Source organism: Paucibacter sp. B51, from assembly GCF_027863535.1.
Lineage (GTDB): Bacteria > Pseudomonadota > Gammaproteobacteria > Burkholderiales > Burkholderiaceae_C > Paucibacter_A > Paucibacter_A aquatilis.
Genome location: NZ_JAPIVN010000001.1, coordinates 4,857,800 through 4,874,052, shown reverse-complemented (window position 1 = coordinate 4,874,052; position 16,253 = coordinate 4,857,800). Strand labels below are relative to the sequence as shown.

Genomic DNA, 16,253 nt, shown 5'->3' with positions numbered 1-16,253 from the left:
CTTTTGTGGCCGGCCAGAGGCCGGACGGAAGTTGCCTATTTTGCCCCTTGTGCAGCGTCCCGTCGGCTTGGAAAAGGCCAAATGGATCACGGCAGCAGGGAGGGGGAAAACCGGCAGTCACTGATGGAATGTAGCCGCAGTGTCAAGCACTTGATCCAAGCGTCTGCGGCGCTCTCGCCCGGCGTTTCCGGCGACTGCCCAAAAGCCGGGCAGGCGCTCCGTACAATGACTCGCATGAACAGCCTCAGCGATGCCCGTGCCAGCACACGCCGACTGCCCCGTCGGGCCGCCGCTGCGTCACTGGCGCTGGTGCTGGGCCTGCTGGTCTTGGCGGCCATGGCCTGGTTCATCACCTTGCAAGATGCCGCGCATTTGAGCGTGGCCGTGGTGGTGCTGACGGTCTTCTGCACGGCCGTGCTGGCCCTGTTGCTGGCCGGCCTGGGTTGGCATGTGGGCGTGCGCCTGACGCGCCAGCGCATGCATGAGGCCTTGCGCGAAGCGCGCCAGCACAGCCGCCTGCTCTCACAACTCCAAACCGGCTGGCAATGGGCCACCGACGCCGAGCACCACCTGGTGCGCTGGCAAGGGCCGCGCGATGTGCTCAGCTCGCAGTGGGTGGGCAGCACGCATTGCCAGACGCTCTGGGAGCGCTTCCGCCTGGCGCCCGGTGAAGACCTGCCCGAAGGTGCCGACCTGCGCGAGCAGTTGAGCCGCCAGGCCGCGGAATTTGAACTTCAGCTCCAGCCGATCGCGCCTGAGCTGGCACCGGGCACCTGGGTGCTGCGCGGCCTGGCACGCTGGGATGCCCAGGGCCGTTTCGAGGGCTATTGCGGCACGGCGCGCCTGCTGGAGCCCGAAGCGGCGGCAGTGCCAAGCCAGCCCCCGGCCCAGGCCAGCACCGCCTGGCTGGATGCGGTGCCCGGCCCAGCCTGGCTGCTCAGCGTGGCGCCGCCGGTGGTGCTGCTGGCCCAGAATGCCCAGGCGGCCGCCGCCGGCGCCCGGGTGGGCGAGCGCTGGCAGGATTGCCAGGCCCAGTTCCCGGCCGAACTGAGTGAGCGTTTGAGCGGCCAGCTGCCCAAACCCTACACCGACGCCTCGGGCAGCTATGCCCTGGCCGTGCTGCCGCCTCTGCCGCCCCCGGCCCCACCTGCGGCCGTGGACCCGGGCGAGCATGAGTCCTTCAGCTACACCGTGTCGCACGATCTGCGCGCACCGCTGCGCGTGGTCGAGGGCTTTGCCCGCATCTTGAAAGAAGACTACGGCCGCCTGCTGGACCGTATCGGCAATGACCACCTGGACCGGGTCATGGGCGCGGCCGCGCGCATGAACAGCATGATCGATTCCCTGCTGTCCCTGTCCCAGCTCTCGGCCCAGCCGCTGGCGCGCCAGCCGGTGGACCTCTCGCAGCTGGCCGGTTTTGTGGTCGAAGAGCTGCGTCGCAGTGCGCCCGAGCGTTCGGTGACTGTGCACATTCAGCCACGCATGGTGGTGCAAGGCGACCCGACCTTGCTGCGCATGGTGCTGGAAAACCTGCTCGGCAATGCCTGGAAGTACAGCGCCAAGTGCGCGCAGGCGCAGATCCGATTCGAGGCGCAGCTCGAAGAAGGGCAATGGACTTACCGCGTCAGCGACAACGGGGCCGGCTTCGACATGCGTTTTGCCGACCGCCTTTTTGGTGTGTTCCAGCGCCTGCACAGCGCCAGCGATTTCCAGGGCACCGGCGTGGGCCTGGCTTCGGTGCGGCGTATCGTGCGCCGCCATGGCGGTGACATCTGGGCCGAATCGGCCGTGGGCGAGGGCGCCCGCTTCTACTTCACATTGGCCGGCTGAGCCAGCATCTCCAGGGCCTCGACCAGCAGGCGGGCCTGTTCGGTGTCCGAGCGGCCTTCGCTGGCGCTGAGCTTTTGCAGCCGGGCCAAGGCATCGGCACGCGACAGCGAGTAACGGTGCATGAGCACGCCCACCGCAATCGCCTGCACCTCGTCCAGCACCGGGTGCGGCTCGCGCCGCGCGGCCGGGGCCGGCTCGGCCGGGCCGCCCTGGCGGCGGTTGGCAAAGGCGGCTTCCACGGCCGGCACGATCTGGTGGATGTCCAGGGGCTTGACCAGATAGGCCACAGCGCCCAGCTCCTTGACCTTGGCCACGGTCTCCTCGTCGGCAAAGGCCGAGAGGAACATGAAGGGGATTTGCAGGTACTCGCGCAGGTAGGCGGCGACGTCGAAGCCGCTCAGGCCTTCCATGCGGATGTCCAGCAGGGCCAGTTCGGGGCGGTGCTCGCGCGCCAACAGGATGGCGTCGTCGCCATTGTCGGCATCGATGACTTCGAAACCGGCCTGCGCCAGACCATAGGTCAGGGTCGCCAGAACCAGACGGTCATCGTCCACTACGAGAATCTTGCCCTTGCTGCTCACCGCTGGAGGTCCCCCGCTGTGCTGGAATGCGGCCGGCTGCTGCCGACCTTGTGTTTGCTGGCATTGTCGCCCAAACCGGGGACCGGGGCGTCCTGGGGTGAGTACGGGGCTGTGCGGGCTCGGCTTTTCGGACGCGGCGTATCGGCTGCGGCTCAGTGTTCGCTTTGCAGGTTGACGCTGGGCTGCAGCAGCTCGACCCGGCAGACCACCAGATCGCCCTGCTGTTCCAGGCTCAGCCGTGCCGTGCGGCGCGGCAGCAGGGCGCGCACCAGGCCCAGGCCCGAGACCCCGCCGGGCACCTGTGCCAGGCTGAAGTCCGGCGGCAGGGTCCCAGGGTTGGTGATGGCGACGCTGACGCTGTCCACCCCGCAGTGCAGGGTGCAGCTGACGGCGCCGGCCGGGCTGTGCTTGAGCGCATTGCTGAGCAGCTCGTTGAGCGTCAGTGCGATCGGGATGGATTCCGCCTCGGGCAGGGTCCAGTCATTGACCCGCTCAGACGTCAGGCCCTCGATATGGCTGGCGATCTGGCGCCCGCTCATGCGCTGCACCGAGCCGATGATGGCGTCCACCACGCGGCGCAGGCGCAGCGGGCCGGAGCTGCCGACCTGCAGGCCGTAGACCTGGGCAATTGCCTGCACCTGACCGACCGCCTCGTTGATGACGCTGGCCACCTCGGGGCGCCGGGCGGCGATCTGCTGCAGCAAGCCGGCCACGCCTTGCAGATTGTTCTTGATGCGGAGGTGCACCTCGCGCACCAGTAGCTCGCGCTGCGAGATGGCGGCTTGCAGGCGCGCCTCTTCGGCAGCACGGTGCTCGGTCACATCGCTGGCCACCAGCAGCAGCTGTTCGGGCGTGCCTTCGTCGATGGCGTCCGGGCTGTCGCCGGTGCCGGCCAGGTGCAGGATGCGCGCATCCCAGACCCGCTCGCGCTCGCCTTCGCCGAGCCGGTATTCGCGCTGCAGCACGGTGCTGGCGCTGGCCGACAGGGCGCTCAACATATCGCGCCGGATCATCTCGCCCTGCAGCGGGCCGAACAGGTCTTCCGGGCTGGCGCCCATCAGCTCGTCCTCGCTGCGGCCGGCCAGGGCGGCGGCCGCCTGGTTGATCTGCTCCACGCGCAGGGTCTTGGCGTCGTGCAGGCTGATGGCCAGGGGCGCGGCTTCGATGATGCGGCTGAGCGAGGCCTGGGCCTGCAGGGTTTGCGCCTCGGCCTGGCGGCGGCGGTCGATGTCCAGCAGGGCAAAGGTCAGCTGGCGGCCGCTGCCGCGGGTGCCGGTGACCACCACATTGCCGACCACCCAGAACTCGCGGCCATCGCGGGCCTTGAGCCGGCACTCGAAGGCCTCGGTCTGGCCCTCGGTCAGCTCGTCCAGGTAATGGGTCTGGCGGAAGGGGTGGTCCGAGGCCGGCGTGGCGACGATGCTCATGGGCTGGCCGGCGAACTCGCTCAGGTCGCCGCCGAACATGCGCCGCGCCGAGCGGTTCATCCATTCGATGCCGCCGCGGCCGACGGTGACGATGCCCACCAGCACCGAGTCCAGCACCGCGCGCTCGCGCTCGGTCTGCAGCATCAGCGATTGCTGGGCGCGCCAGCGGTCGTCCACATTGACGTAGGTGGCGATGATGCCTTCGTCCGGCGCACCGGGCCGCATCACGCGCTTGCTCACCTGCATCCAGAGCACGCTGCCGTCCTGGCGGCGCACGCGGCGCTCGCCGCGCCACAGGCCCTGGCGCTGCAAGGCCTCGCGCACCTCGGCACTGAGGTGCTCGAAATCCTGGGGGGACTCGAACAAGGCCTCATGGGCCAGGCCGCCGAGTTCGTGGATGCGGTAACCGGTCAGTGCGGCCAGGGCGTCATTGGCGCGCGCGATGCGGCCCTTACGCAAGATGGCGATGCCCACATCGGAGAGGCTGAACATCAGCTCGCGGTCCTGCACCAGGGCTTCCAGTTCGCCTTGCTGGGCCTTGAGGCGGGAGATGTCGCTGATCACGGCGATGGTTTCGCTCTCACGCGGCGGGCCGCTCTCGAGCTCGCTGGCTTCTGAAGCGGCGCGCACCTGGCGCAGGCTCAGCGAGAGCCAGCGCGGCTGGGCCGCTTCGCTGCCGACCTGCAGGAACTCGGCCTCGAAGGTCTGCTGGGCCTGCAGCGTGGGCAGGGCGTCCTGCACCTGCTGGGCCAGCTCGGGCAGGGCGGCGAAGAGCTGGGCCACCGGCGTGCCGGCGTGTTGCAGGCCGGGCAGGCCCAGCATCTGCTCGAAGCCGCCGTTGCAGCGCACCAACTGGTCGCCGCGCAAATAGGCCAGGCCCAGGCTGGCGCTGTCCATGATGGTGGTCAGCTCGTGCAGCAGCTGTTCGCTGCGGGTTTCGGCCTGGGTTTGGGCGGTGACATCCAGGGTCACCACCGAGGTGGTGCGCTTGCCCGAGGCCAGCTGGCCGGGCTCGACCCGGGTCAACAGCCAGCGCCGGCCCAGCTCGGGGTGGCGCACGGCGTAGCGAACCTCGATGCGGTCGCCTTTCTTGAGCGCCCGTTGCAGGCGTTCGAATTCATGGAGCGAGCTGGGCTCGACGATGTCGCGGCCCACGCCTTGCAGGCTGGCCAGGGAGTTGCGCTGGCTGGCCGCGGCCTGGCCCAGATGGGCGCCGCCCGGCGGGCTGCGCGGCGTGCGCGGGCGCAGCCAACCGGCATCCTGCTGGAAGGTGGCCAGGCCGACGCCAGCGGTGTCCATCAAGGCATCGAGCTGCTGGTGGGCGAGGTCGCGCTCTTGCTCGGAGCTGCGGTCTTCCAGCACGGCCAGATAGCGCCGCGCCGGGCCGCTGCTGCCGGCCTGGGGCCGCAGGCGGCCGAGCAACCAGCGTGTGCGACCGGCCGGGTCCACCAGGGTGGCCTGGGTCAGCAGGCCGTCGTCGTGGCCACTCAGGGCTTCGGCCAGGCGGCCATTGTCCCAGGCCAGCAGCTGCTGGATGGCCGGGTCGGCCTCGTGCAAGGTGCTGGGCGGCTGCAGGCACAAGGCGGTGAAAGCGCTGTTGACCTTGAGCAGCAGGCCCTGGGCATCGAAGCTGCACATGGGCAGGGGGCTCATCTCGAACCACTGGGCCAGCTCGGCCTGGGCGCGCTCGGTGTTCTCGCGCAGCAAGGCTTCGCGCGCCTTGGCGTCGCCACTCAGGGCCGGGCCTTCGTGGGGGTGTTCGGCGGCGGTGCCGGCCAGCTTGCCCGCGGCCGGTTTGCCGCGGTGTTTTTCTTCCGGCCGGGCATGCAGCATCCAACGCGCGGCATCGTCAGCGCGGGGCTCCAGGGCGACCAGGGTCAGCAGGGCGCGCTGGCCGTTGGCCAGCTTGATGCCGGTGGGTGGCGGACCTTGGCGGCCGTCCAGCAGGGCGCGGCTGGCCAGGCGCAGCCAGTCGCCGACACGGCCGCCATGGCTGGTCTGCAGGCCGTGCAAGCCCTTGCCGCCGCTCAGGCCCGCGGCCTGCTCGAGCAGGCTTTGCGCGCTCGGGTTGGCCTCCAGCACCTCCAGCGCTTCGCCGAGCAGGAGCACCGGGTCGCTGATGAGCCCGAACACCCCGCGCAGGGCGGCGAGGTCTTGGGGCAGGAGGGAAAGCTGGGCTGACAGTTGAGCGGACATGTGCGCCGAGTTTACGGGGCGCCCGGCCGGGTTCCCGTTCACTCGAGCTGGGCGGCCTTGTTCAGGGCGCGCAGCACACAGTGGTTGATCTCTTCCGCCCCCAGCATCAGCTGTTCGGCGGCGGCGCGGAAGTCGTAGACCGATTCGTTCTCGATCGCATGCACCAGCTCCAGATAGGGCTGGTAGGGGCCGCTGCCATCGACCAGGGCCTGGCGCACGCGCTCGGGCATGGGGATGGATTGCAGCAGCTTGGTGAAGGGCTGCTTGAGCATGTGGTCCAGCAGCGAGAACAGGCCGCAGATGAACATCTCGTCGCGCAGCTCGCTGTCGCTCATGCTCTTGGCCAGCTCTTCCATCAGCAGGCCGCGGCGCAGGGCGGCAAACATGATGGGGCGCATGCTGTGGTCCTTGCTGGCCGTGGTCAGCAAGAGGGCCAGCCAGCGCTTGAGACGCGGATAGCCGAGCAGCATGATGGCGTGGCGGAAGGAGGACACCTCGACCGGCAGGCCGAAGGCGGCCGAGTTCAGGTAGCGCAGCAGCTTGAAGGCCAGGCTGGGGTCGCGCTTGAGGGTTTGCTCCAGGCGCTCGATGTCTTCATCCTGATCGACCCGCGACATCAGCTCGACGATGACCTGCAGATCGGCCTGGATCTCGCTGCGCGGCGCATTTGCCGGTGCCTCGTAGGCGCCCTGCATGGGCCAGCCGATCACGCCGGCGGCACCGCGGCCGAAGGCGCCATCGATGTCGGCCGCGCTGCGCAGGCCGGCCACCAGGCGGGGCAGGGCGCTGGCCTCGCCCGCGCGGTGTTCCTCGTCCTGATCCAGCACCTGCTGGGCAAAGCAAGCATTCAGCTCGGCCGGCAGGGCGGCGCTGGGCCGGCCCTTGAGCAAGAGGGTGTTGCCGCGTTTCTTGAGTGCGCGCAGCGCCTCGCCCAGGCCGGCATCGGCGGCCATGAAGGCAGGCACCTCGAACTGCACATGGGCCGGCGCTTCGGCACGCAGCAGCTCCTGCAGCAGGCCTTCGTTGAGCACATTGAGGATGACCTGGGGCCCGCCCGCGGGCCAGACCTCGGACACGGCGGCCAGCAGATCGGCCGCGTCGAGCTGGGCGTCCGGCCGCAAGGGGATCACGGTCAGGCGGGTGGCCGTGACCATGCGCTGGCGGTCGATCAAGGGGGTGTAGCCGAGGGCCAGAGCGCTCAGGATGGGATGGTTCATGACTCCGCGGATCCGATACGGGGGTGTTCAAACATTGAGGTACTGGAACAGCGACATGCGCTGCACCATGGCGTAGGTTTTCAGGGCGGTGTCGTAGCCGGTTTGCTGGTTCTGGAAGTCGGAGATGCCTTGCACCATGTCCAGGTCTTCGGCGGCCGAGCGCTCGGCCTGGTTGTACTGCTTGAGCGCGGCCATGCGGGATTCGGTGCCGTCCAGATTATTCAGCCTCTCGCCCAGTTGACTGCGAACATTTTGTAAGTTCGTCATCACCGCATCCAGGTCGCGCACCCGGCCCGAGTTGGATTGCGAGATTTCCACACCGGTGCGTAGCGGCGTGCGCAGCTCGGCCACGGTGCGGTCCAGCACGTCAAAGAGCTTGAGCGAGTTGGTCGAAGGCTTGACCTCGAAGCGGTCGCCATCCACCGGCTGGCCGGAGATGGTGACGGCCATGCCGTCGAAGGTGATGGCCTTGCCGGGTGTGAAAGGGGCGCTGAAGGCCGGTGTGCCGAGGTCGGTGTCGGTCACGGTGATGGTCTGGGCCGGGCTGGCGCCGCTGATCTCGATCAGATAGTTGTGGCCGGTCAGCAGCGAGGGATCGGCGGTGCGGCCGGCGTCGATCCAGCCCTTGGGCGCGACGCCGGGCGGCACCGAGATCAGATTGGGCAGGGGGCCGGTCTCAAACGTGCCATTGCCGCTGCGCGCCTGTTCGAACACCAGGCGGCCGTCCACGGTCAGGGGGAAGTTGTCGATATTGCCGGTCTGGATGGAGCCCGAGACGCCGTTGAAGCGCACGCCGCCGGCCTGGTCCAGGAAGGGCGGGTCGCTGGCGCCCTGGCCCGAGAACAGATAGCCACCGGCGCCGTCACCACGGTTGGCGATGGCCAGCAGTTGGTTGCGCAGGCCGGCAATCTTGTTGGCCAGGCCGGCGCGTTCGGCATCGCTGTAGCTGGCGTTGCCGGCGGCGATCATGGTTTCGCGCATCTGCTGCAGCAGCTCGTTGGCGTCGCCCAACGCAGCTTCGCTCAGTGTCATGCCGTTGCGGCTGGCCTCCAGCGCGCGCTGGTTGGCATCGACCCGGCCGATGGTGGACAGGGCGCGCTCGGAGCGTGCCGCGCCGGTCGGGTCGTCGCTGGCCTTGGTGATCTTCTTGCCCGTGGTGAGCTGCTGCTGCGAGGCCTGCATGGATTCCTGGCGGCGCTGCAGGGTCGCGATGCTGCTGTCAAAGATGTTGGCGGTGGACAGGCGCATGGTGGTCTTCCTGGTTGGGGCGCGGGCGCGCCATCAGCGGGCCGCCATCTGCAGCAGCTCGTCGAACAGCTTTTGCGCGGCCTGCAGCACCTTGGCCGCGGCCTGGTAGCCCTGCTGGAACTGCATCAGCCGCGCGGCTTCTTCGTCGAGGTTGACGCCGGCCTGGCCGGCCCGGGTCTGCTCGGCATCGGCGGCCACGGCCACCGAGACGCTGGAGAGGTAGGTGGCACCCTGCACGCGCGAGCCGATCTCGCTCATGGTGGCGGAATAGGCTTCGTTGATGGTGGCGCCCACGGCGATGCTGCCGTCAGGTCGCTGGCGCTGGCCGACGAACTTTTCCCCCTGGATGTTCAGGAAGGCCTTGGCATTGCCGTTGTTGGTGGCGGGGAACTGGGTGCGCTCCAGCGAGATGGTGTCGTCCTTGCGTGGCACGCCGTTCAAGCTCATCTCGAAGCCCAGATCGATCGGCGGCACGGCATTGGGCTCGTTGCCGATGTTCTGGCCTGCGGCCCAGGTGCCGTTGAGCACCGAGCCATCGGCCAGGGTCAGGGTGTACTGCAGCTTGGCCGGGTTGGCGGGATCGGGGTCGCCAAAAGCCAGGCTGATGGGCAGCTTGGTGGCGTCGAAGCGGTCGTTGACGGCGTAGATGGAATTCACCGTGGCTGAGCCCTTGTTGTCCACATTGGTGGTGGCAGTCAGGGGTGAAGCGGCGGCGATGCCGGTGGGCTGCTCCAGCACGCGACGCATTTCCACGGCGGCCTGGGCCACGGGTTCCAGGCGGTAGGAGTCACCCGGGGCGGGCGGCGTGGCGCCGAAGCTGATCTTGAAGCCATCGACGGTGTCGCCATCGGCCACGTTCTGCGTGTAGCCATCGCTGAGCCGGGTCAGCTTGTAGGTGCCGGAGCCGCTGAGATCGCTCTCCAGGCGGTAGGCGCTGGCCTGCAGCTGGCTGGCGTTGGTGATGGTCATGCTCACGTTCGAGGCAAAGCTGCCATCGGGCGCGCGCGCATTGGTGGTGGCGGGCAAGGCGCGCGGCTGACCAAAGCCGAAAATGGGCACGCCCTTGCCCGGCGGGTCGGACAGGTCCAGGCCCAGGGCTTGCTGCCCGTTGACGCGCGAGGCCAGGGCCGCGGCCATCTGGCCCAACAGATTGCGGGCGTCCTGCAGATCCTTGTTCTGGTACTGGAGCAGGGCGGACAGGGAGCCGCCGGTCAGCACGCTTTCGTCCAGCGAGCGCGGGCCGCCGGAATCGCTGATGCTGAGCGCGGCGCGCGAGCTGTCGTAGGGGTCCTGGGTGACGCTGAGTTCCTGCGCCTGCGCGCCCAGCACCAGTCGCTGGCCGCCGCCGATGAACACGCCCAGGGTTCCGTCGCTGGCGGGTAGGGTCGAGACCTGGATGTACTTGCTCAACTCGGAGACCAGCTTGTCGCGCTGGTCCAGCAGGTCATTCGGGGTGTGGCCATTGCCGTTGGCGCGCGAGATCTGGTCGTTGGCAAAGGCGATCTGTTTGCTCAGCTCATTGACCACATCGACATTGGCCTTGAGGTCGCTGACCACGCCCGATTGCAGCTCCACCAGCTGTTGGCCGGCGCTGGAAAAGCGCGCCGCCACCTCGGTGGCGCGGCCCATCACCACCTGGCGGGCGGAGGGGTCGGAGGGCCGGCTGCTCACGTCCACCATGGCGTTCAGGAACTGGCCGGCGGCGGCACCCAGGCCGGTCTCGCCGGGCGGGAAGATCTTCTCCAGCTGGGACAGCTGACTCATGCGAGTCGAGTCCATGTGGGCGATGGCCTTGGTGGTGTAGGCCTGGCGGGTCAGGAATTCGTTGTGTGCGCGCTCCACCGTCTCGATGGTCACGCCCTTGCCGAAGTAGCCGGCGCCGGTGAACTGGCCTTCCGGCGTGGTCAGCACCACCGATTGGCGCGAATAGCCGGGCGTGTTGGCATTGGCAATGTTCTGCCCAACCGCCTGCAAGGCGGCCTGGTTGGCGAACATGGCTCGAACGCCGATGGACAGCAATCCGCTCATGGCTGGCGCTCCTCAGGCCCGAAGCTCAGGCCAGGGCGCGCTGCACGCGCACCGTGGTGTTGATCACCCGGGCCAGCTTGCTGGCGTACTCGGGGTCGGTGGCATAGCCGGCGTTCTGCAAGCCCTGGGCAAAGCCCTTGGCCCCGCCCGTCTGGGCCTGGGCCACGACCTTGCTGTAGCGCTCGTTGTTGCTGATCAGCTTGGCGTAGTCCTTGAACGCTTCTTCGTAGCTGCCGTAGGCGCGGAACTTGGCGGTCACGCGCTGGGCCTTGCCATCTACATACTCGGTGGTCTGCACCTCGGCGACGGCGCCCTTCCAGCCCGGCGTGGCCTTGATGCCGAAGACGTTGAAGGAGGGCTGGCCGTCCTTGGTGTTGATCTCGCGCTTGCCCCAGCCGGACTCATGCGCCGCCTGGGCGATCATGAAGCTGGCCGGGATGCCGGTGCTGGCCTCGGCGGCCTTGGCCGCGTCGTCGTGCTTCTGGATGAAGCTGGCCACATGCGGCGCCACATTCTTCTTGGCCAGCGTGGGCAGGGGCTGCACGGTCTTGAGCGGCTCCGCCTTGCCGTCAGTCACGCCCATCTGGCGCTGCAGCTGACGTGCAATTGCATCGGACAGACCGCCCGGCAGGCCGGTCATCTTGCCGGCGAACTGGGTGTCCAGCATTTCGCTGCCCATCTGTGTGGCGGAGTTCTCCAGCATGCCGGTGGCCATGGTGTTGGAGCGCATGCTCTTCATCACCTCCTGCATGAACAGGGATTCGAACTGGCGCGCGGTCTCGCGAATGCTGCTCTTGGGGTCGCGCGAGGCGGCGGCACGCAGGGTTTCGATCGAGCGGTGGTCGTTGCCCAGGCTGGTGCCACCACCGAGGGCCATGCCATTGTTGGGAGAGAGGGCCATATCAGATCACCTCCAGCTCGGCGTTCAAGGCGCCGGCGGTTTTCATCGCTTGCAGGATGGCCAGCAGGTCTTGCGGCGTGGCGCCCAGCGAGTTCAGCGCCTTGACAACATCGGCCAGCTTGGCACCCGCGGGCAGCTGGATCAGCGAGCCGGGGTCCTGCTTGATCGAGATGTCGGTCTTCTCGGTCACCTGGGTCTGGCCGCCCGACAGGGCATTGGGCTGGCTGACTTGCGGTGTGGAACTGATGGTCACCGACAGATTGCCGTGGGCCACGGCACAGGCGGCCAAGGTGACGGCCTGGTTCATGACCACCGAGCCGGTGCGGGCGTTGATGACGATGCGGGCGGCCGGCTCGGCCAGATCCAGGGCCAGGTTTTCCATATCGGCCAGGAAGTTGACACGCTCGTCCGGGTCGTTGGGCGCGCGCACGCGCACGACACGGCCATCCAGGGCCTGGGCCACGCCATTGCCCTTGGCCTTGTTGATGGCGCGGGCCACGGCGCGAGCGGTGGCGAAATCGGCGGAGTTGAGGTCGAGTTGGATGTAGTCGCCGTTTTGCAGCGGCGTCGGCACCGAGCGCTCGACCAGGGCGCCGCCGGGTATGCGGCCGGCCGAGAGGTGGTTGATCTGCACCTTGGAGCCACCGGCCGAGGCGCCGGCGCCGCCGACGATCAGATTGCCTTGCGCCAGGGCATAGACCTGGCCGTCGGCACCGCGCAGCGGGGTGGTGATCAGGGTGCCGCCGCGCAGGCTCTTGGCATTGCCGACCGAGGACACGGCGATGTCGAGCTGCTGGCCGGGCTGGGCAAATGCGGGCAGCTGGGCCGTGACCATGACGGCGGCGATATTGCGCGGCTGCATGGTCACGCCTTGCGGCAGGATGACACCGAATTGCTGCAGCATGGCGGCCAGGCTTTGGCCGGTGTAGGGAGCTTGGGTGGTCTGGTCACCCGTGCCGTCCAGACCCACCACCAGGCCATAGCCGGTCAGCGAGTTGCTGCGCACGCCCTGGATGGCGGCCACTTCCTTGATCCGGGCGGCGGAGGCCTCGGCGGGCCACCAAAGGGCGGCGCTGGCCAGCAGGGCGGCGAGGCCGATCAGGGCGCGGAGGAATTTGTCGGTGGCTGTTTGCATGATGGTCGTGGAGGGGGAATCCTCTACGACCGATTCTGGGCAAACTTAAGTCGGCCAAAGGTTCAAAAAGAAGCGCGACAACCAGCCTATTCCATGGGCGTCGGCGGTGGCGCCGCGGCCCTTCTGTTCGATCCGAACATTGGCCACCGAAGCCGAGGGCACGACATTGCCCTGGGTGATGGCGCGCGGGTCCACCTGGCCCGAGAAGCGCAGAACATCGACGTTATGGTTGACGCCGATCTGCTTCTCGCCGCTGATCATCAGATGGCCATTGGGCAGCACGGCGGTGACCACGGCGGTGATGCTGCCGGAGAAGTCGTTGGTGTTCTCGTTCGTGCCCTTGCCGGTGGACTTGGTGGCCGAGCTGCCGCCGGCCGAGGCGCGGCCGAAGGAGTTGGCGCTGACAAAGGGCAGGGCGGTGACGCCGGCGGTCAGCGAGCCGGTCTTGTTGAGCTCGCTGGTGCTGCTCTGGCTGGCGGTGACCTTCTCGACAATCTGGATGGTCAAGGTGTCGCCCACCATGCGGGCGCGGTGGTCTTCGAACAGCGGCCGGTAGGCGGCGGCCTGGTAGATGGCGCCATTGCTGGGGCCATGGGCGGGCAGGGCGGGCATGTTCACCACCGGCGTGTGCTGCAGCTCGACCTGGGGTTCGCGGTAAAGCGTGCTGCAGCCGCCGAGCAGCAAGGCACTGGACAAGGCGAGCAGCAAGCGAGGCAGGCGGGCGTGAAGCATGTGATGGCGGGGCAGGGTGTTCATGTGCAGAGGCTCCATCAGATCTGTGCGAGCTTTTGCAGCATCTGGTCCGAGGTTTGCACGGCCTTTGAATTGAGCTCGTAGGCGCGCTGGGTCTGGATCATGGACACCAGCTCCTCCACCACATTGACGTTGGAGGTTTCCACATAGCCTTGCTGCAGCGAGCCCAGACCGTTGGCATTGGGCGCGCCGGCATTGGGCGTGCCCGAGGAGGCGGTCTCCGAGAACAGGTTCTGGCCCTTGGGGTCCAGGCCGGCCGGATTGACGAAATTGGCGAGCTGGATCTGGCCCAGGGTTTGCGGCGCCGGTGTACCCGGGACGGTGATGCTGACCGTGCCGTCATTGCCAACCGACACGCTCAGTGCATTGGCCGGCACGGTGATGCCGGGCAGCACGGTATAGCCGTTGTTGGTGACGATCTGGCCGTTGGCGTCGAGCTGGAAGGAGCCGTCGCGCGTGTAGGCCGTGGTGCCGTCCGGCATCTGCACCTGGAAGAAGCCATTGCCCTTGATGGCCAGGTCCAGGTTGTTGGTGGTTTGCTGCAGATTGCCCTGGCTGTAGATGCGGGCGCTGGCCACCGGGCGCACGCCCAGGCCGACCTGCAAACCCGTGGGCAGTTGGGTCTGCTCGGTGGTGTTGGCGCCGCTTTGCCGCAGGTTTTGATAGATCAAGTCTTCGAACACCGCGTGTGAGCGCTTGAAACCATTGGTGGCGACGTTGGCCAGGTTGTTGGAGATGGTGTCCAGCTGGGTCTGCTGGGCCTCCATGCCGGTCTTGGCAATCCAGAGTGAGCGGATCATGGTCGGTGTCCTTCAGGGAATCGGGAGGTCAGGTGGTGCCCAGCAGCTTGGCCGATTGCTGGCCCTGGGTCTGGGCAATCTGCATCAGCTTCATCTGTTGCTCGAACTGGCGGCCGGCGGCAATCATGCTGACCATGGTTTCGACGGCGCTGACGTTGGAGCCTTCCAGCGCGCCGTCTTGCAGGCGTGCCGTCGGGTCGGCGGGCAGGTCGCCGTCGGGTGCACGGAACAGACCGTCGGCGCCGCGCGTCAGGCGTGCCTCGGGCGTGACCAGCTTCAGCTTGCCGATGGTGGTGCTGGTGCCGTTGGCCGCTTTGGCGCTGACGGTGCCGTCGCCGCCGATGGACAGCTCGGTATTGGGCGGCGCATTGATCGGGCCGCCATCGCCTTGCACCGGCAGGCCGTTGCGCATGACCAGCAGGCCTTCGGCATTGACATCGAGTGCGCCCGCGCGGGTGTAGGCCTCGGTGCCGTCCAGGCCCTGCACGGCCAGCCAGGCGTTGCCCTTCATTGCCACATCAAGGCTGCGGCTGGTGGCTTGCATGACGCCGGGGTCGGAGTTGTAGCCGGTGGTCGTTTCCAGGGCGTAGGCTCGGGTGCTGGCGCCATCGCCACGCACCGGCACCGAGCGAAAGGCCTGCAGCTCGGCCCGGAAGCCATTGGTCGAGACGTTGGCCAGGTTGTTGGCCAGCACGTCCTGACGCTGCATGGCCGCCTTGGCGCCGGCCATCGAGAGGTAGATCATGCGGTCCATGGCGTGTCCTTGGGCAGGGTCATGCGGGATCAGGCCTTCAGTGCGAGCTCAGCATCAACGCAGGTTGACGATGGTCTGCAGCACCTGATCCTGGGTCTTGATGGTCTGGGCGCTGGCCTGGTAAGCGCGCTGGGCGGTGACCATATTGACCAGCTCGGCGGTCAGGTCGACGTTGGACTCTTCCAGCGCGCCCGATTGCAGCTTGCCCAGGTTGCCGTCACCCGGCACGCCCACCACCGCCTCGCCCGAGGAGAAGGTGCGCGACCAGACATTGCCGCCCATGGGCTGCAGGCCTTGCGGGCTGCGGAAAGAGGCCAGTTCGACCTGGCCGGCCGGCTTGGACTGTCCGTTCGAGTAACGCGCCATGACGATGCCGCTGTTCTCGATCAGGATGCCCGAGAGCTGACCGGGGGCGTAGCCGTCCTGGGTCAGGTTGGTCACAGCGAAGCTGGAGCCGTTTTCGGTGGCGCCCAACACGTCGAACTGGATGCCTGGAATGTCTAAGGTGGCGGCACCCGCGGCGTTGCGACCGGCGGGCACATCCATATTGAGCTTGGACGTGGGGTCGATGGGTTTGCCGCCGGTCTTGGGGAAGGTCACGGTGGCATAGGGCGTCAGCGGGTTGCCGCTGGCGTCGGTGCCGATGGCGCCACCGGCCGAATCGGTGGTGAAGGGCGAGCCATTGGCGGTGGCGAAGATGTTCCAGGTCGTGCTGCCGTCGGCGGCAGGCTCGTTCTTCTGGAAGTAGAGCGTGATGGCCACGTCCTGGCCCTTGGCGTCATAGGCCGTCAGCGAGGTGGCGTTGTTGTAGGTGGCCGGGTTCTTCAGGTCGATGCCGGGAATAGCAGCATTGGCCGTGACCTTGGAGCGCGAGTCGAGGTTGAACTCGGTGGTGATGGCGGTGGTGGTCTTGGGCGCGATGCCCGAGGTGGGCAGCTGCAGCGGCTGGGCCAGGCCGGGCTGGATCACACCGGCGCCGTCGGCCGGGTAGCCCATGAGCTTGAGCTGGTCGTTGTTGACGATGAAGCCGTTGCGGTCGACCTTGAACTGGCCGTTGCGGCTGTACATGGTCGGGTTCTTGCCATCGCTGAGCTGGAAGAAGCCCCCGCCGTTGATGGCCAGGTCCATGGGGCTTTCGGTCGTGGTGATATTGCCCTGGGTGAACTGCTGGGCCACGGCGGCCAGGGCCGTACCGATGCCGACCGGGCTGCTGCCCGCGCCGTTGAGTGCGCCGGCATACACATCTTTGAACTCGGCCCGCGAGGCCTTGGAACCATAGGTGCCGGCATTGGCGATGTTGTTGCCGATGACGTCGAGATTCTTGCTCGCGCCGTTCAATCCGGAGAGGCCTTGTTGGAAGCTCATGATGGGTCCTTAGCGGGA

General features: G+C 67.7%; 12 protein-coding genes. 1 reads left to right on the top strand and 11 read right to left on the bottom strand.

Annotated features, from left to right (window positions below):
* The first annotated feature begins 234 nt into the window (after positions 1-234).
* Positions 235-1,830: a sensor histidine kinase gene (locus tag OOB33_RS20565; RefSeq protein ID WP_271009965.1), complete on the top strand. Its 1,596-nt coding sequence runs from the start codon at positions 235-237 to the stop codon at positions 1,828-1,830.
* On the opposite strand, the gene OOB33_RS20560 is transcribed toward OOB33_RS20565, so the two are convergent.
* From OOB33_RS20560 to flgE, 11 genes are all read right to left on the bottom strand, one after another.
* A complete protein-coding gene (locus OOB33_RS20560; RefSeq protein WP_171827897.1) occupies positions 1,809-2,411 on the bottom strand; it encodes a response regulator in 603 nt (200 codons plus the stop codon). The two genes, OOB33_RS20565 and OOB33_RS20560, sit on opposite strands and share 22 nt — an antisense overlap.
* 152 nt (positions 2,412-2,563) lie before the next feature.
* Positions 2,564-6,034 carry a PAS domain S-box protein gene (locus OOB33_RS20555; protein WP_271009964.1) on the bottom strand — a complete coding sequence of 1,157 codons (3,471 nt, stop codon included), beginning with the start codon at positions 6,032-6,034 and terminating at the stop codon, positions 2,564-2,566.
* Positions 6,035-6,072: 38 nt separating this feature from the next.
* Positions 6,073-7,251: an EAL and HDOD domain-containing protein gene (locus tag OOB33_RS20550; RefSeq protein ID WP_102769815.1), complete on the bottom strand. Its 1,179-nt coding sequence runs from the start codon at positions 7,249-7,251 to the stop codon at positions 6,073-6,075.
* Between the two features lie 27 nt (positions 7,252-7,278).
* Positions 7,279-8,499, bottom strand: coding sequence for a flagellar hook-associated protein FlgL (gene flgL, locus OOB33_RS20545; RefSeq protein ID WP_102769816.1), 1,221 nt, complete (start codon positions 8,497-8,499; stop codon positions 7,279-7,281).
* 33 nt (positions 8,500-8,532) lie between these two features.
* Positions 8,533-10,527, bottom strand: coding sequence for a flagellar hook-associated protein FlgK (gene flgK, locus OOB33_RS20540; RefSeq protein WP_102769817.1), 1,995 nt, complete (start codon positions 10,525-10,527; stop codon positions 8,533-8,535).
* A 25-nt stretch (positions 10,528-10,552) separates the two neighbouring features.
* Positions 10,553-11,428, bottom strand: coding sequence for a flagellar assembly peptidoglycan hydrolase FlgJ (flgJ, locus tag OOB33_RS20535; RefSeq protein WP_102769818.1), 876 nt, complete (start codon positions 11,426-11,428; stop codon positions 10,553-10,555).
* 1 nt (position 11,429) lies between these two features.
* Positions 11,430-12,563: a flagellar basal body P-ring protein FlgI gene (locus OOB33_RS20530; protein WP_102769819.1), complete on the bottom strand. Its 1,134-nt coding sequence runs from the start codon at positions 12,561-12,563 to the stop codon at positions 11,430-11,432.
* 45 nt (positions 12,564-12,608) lie between these two features.
* Positions 12,609-13,319 carry a flagellar basal body L-ring protein FlgH gene (locus tag OOB33_RS20525; protein WP_243392895.1) on the bottom strand — a complete coding sequence of 237 codons (711 nt, stop codon included), beginning with the start codon at positions 13,317-13,319 and terminating at the stop codon, positions 12,609-12,611.
* A 14-nt stretch (positions 13,320-13,333) separates the two neighbouring features.
* The gene (gene flgG / locus OOB33_RS20520; protein WP_102769820.1) at positions 13,334-14,116 is read right to left on the bottom strand and encodes a flagellar basal-body rod protein FlgG; all 783 of its coding nucleotides are present in this window, start codon (positions 14,114-14,116) and stop codon (positions 13,334-13,336) included.
* Positions 14,117-14,144: 28 nt separating this feature from the next.
* Positions 14,145-14,870, bottom strand: coding sequence for a flagellar basal-body rod protein FlgF (flgF, locus tag OOB33_RS20515; protein WP_171827892.1), 726 nt, complete (start codon positions 14,868-14,870; stop codon positions 14,145-14,147).
* A gap of 54 nt (positions 14,871-14,924) precedes the next feature.
* The gene (gene flgE / locus OOB33_RS20510; RefSeq protein WP_271009963.1) at positions 14,925-16,235 is read right to left on the bottom strand and encodes a flagellar hook protein FlgE; all 1,311 of its coding nucleotides are present in this window, start codon (positions 16,233-16,235) and stop codon (positions 14,925-14,927) included.
* Positions 16,236-16,253: the final 18 nt, after the last annotated feature.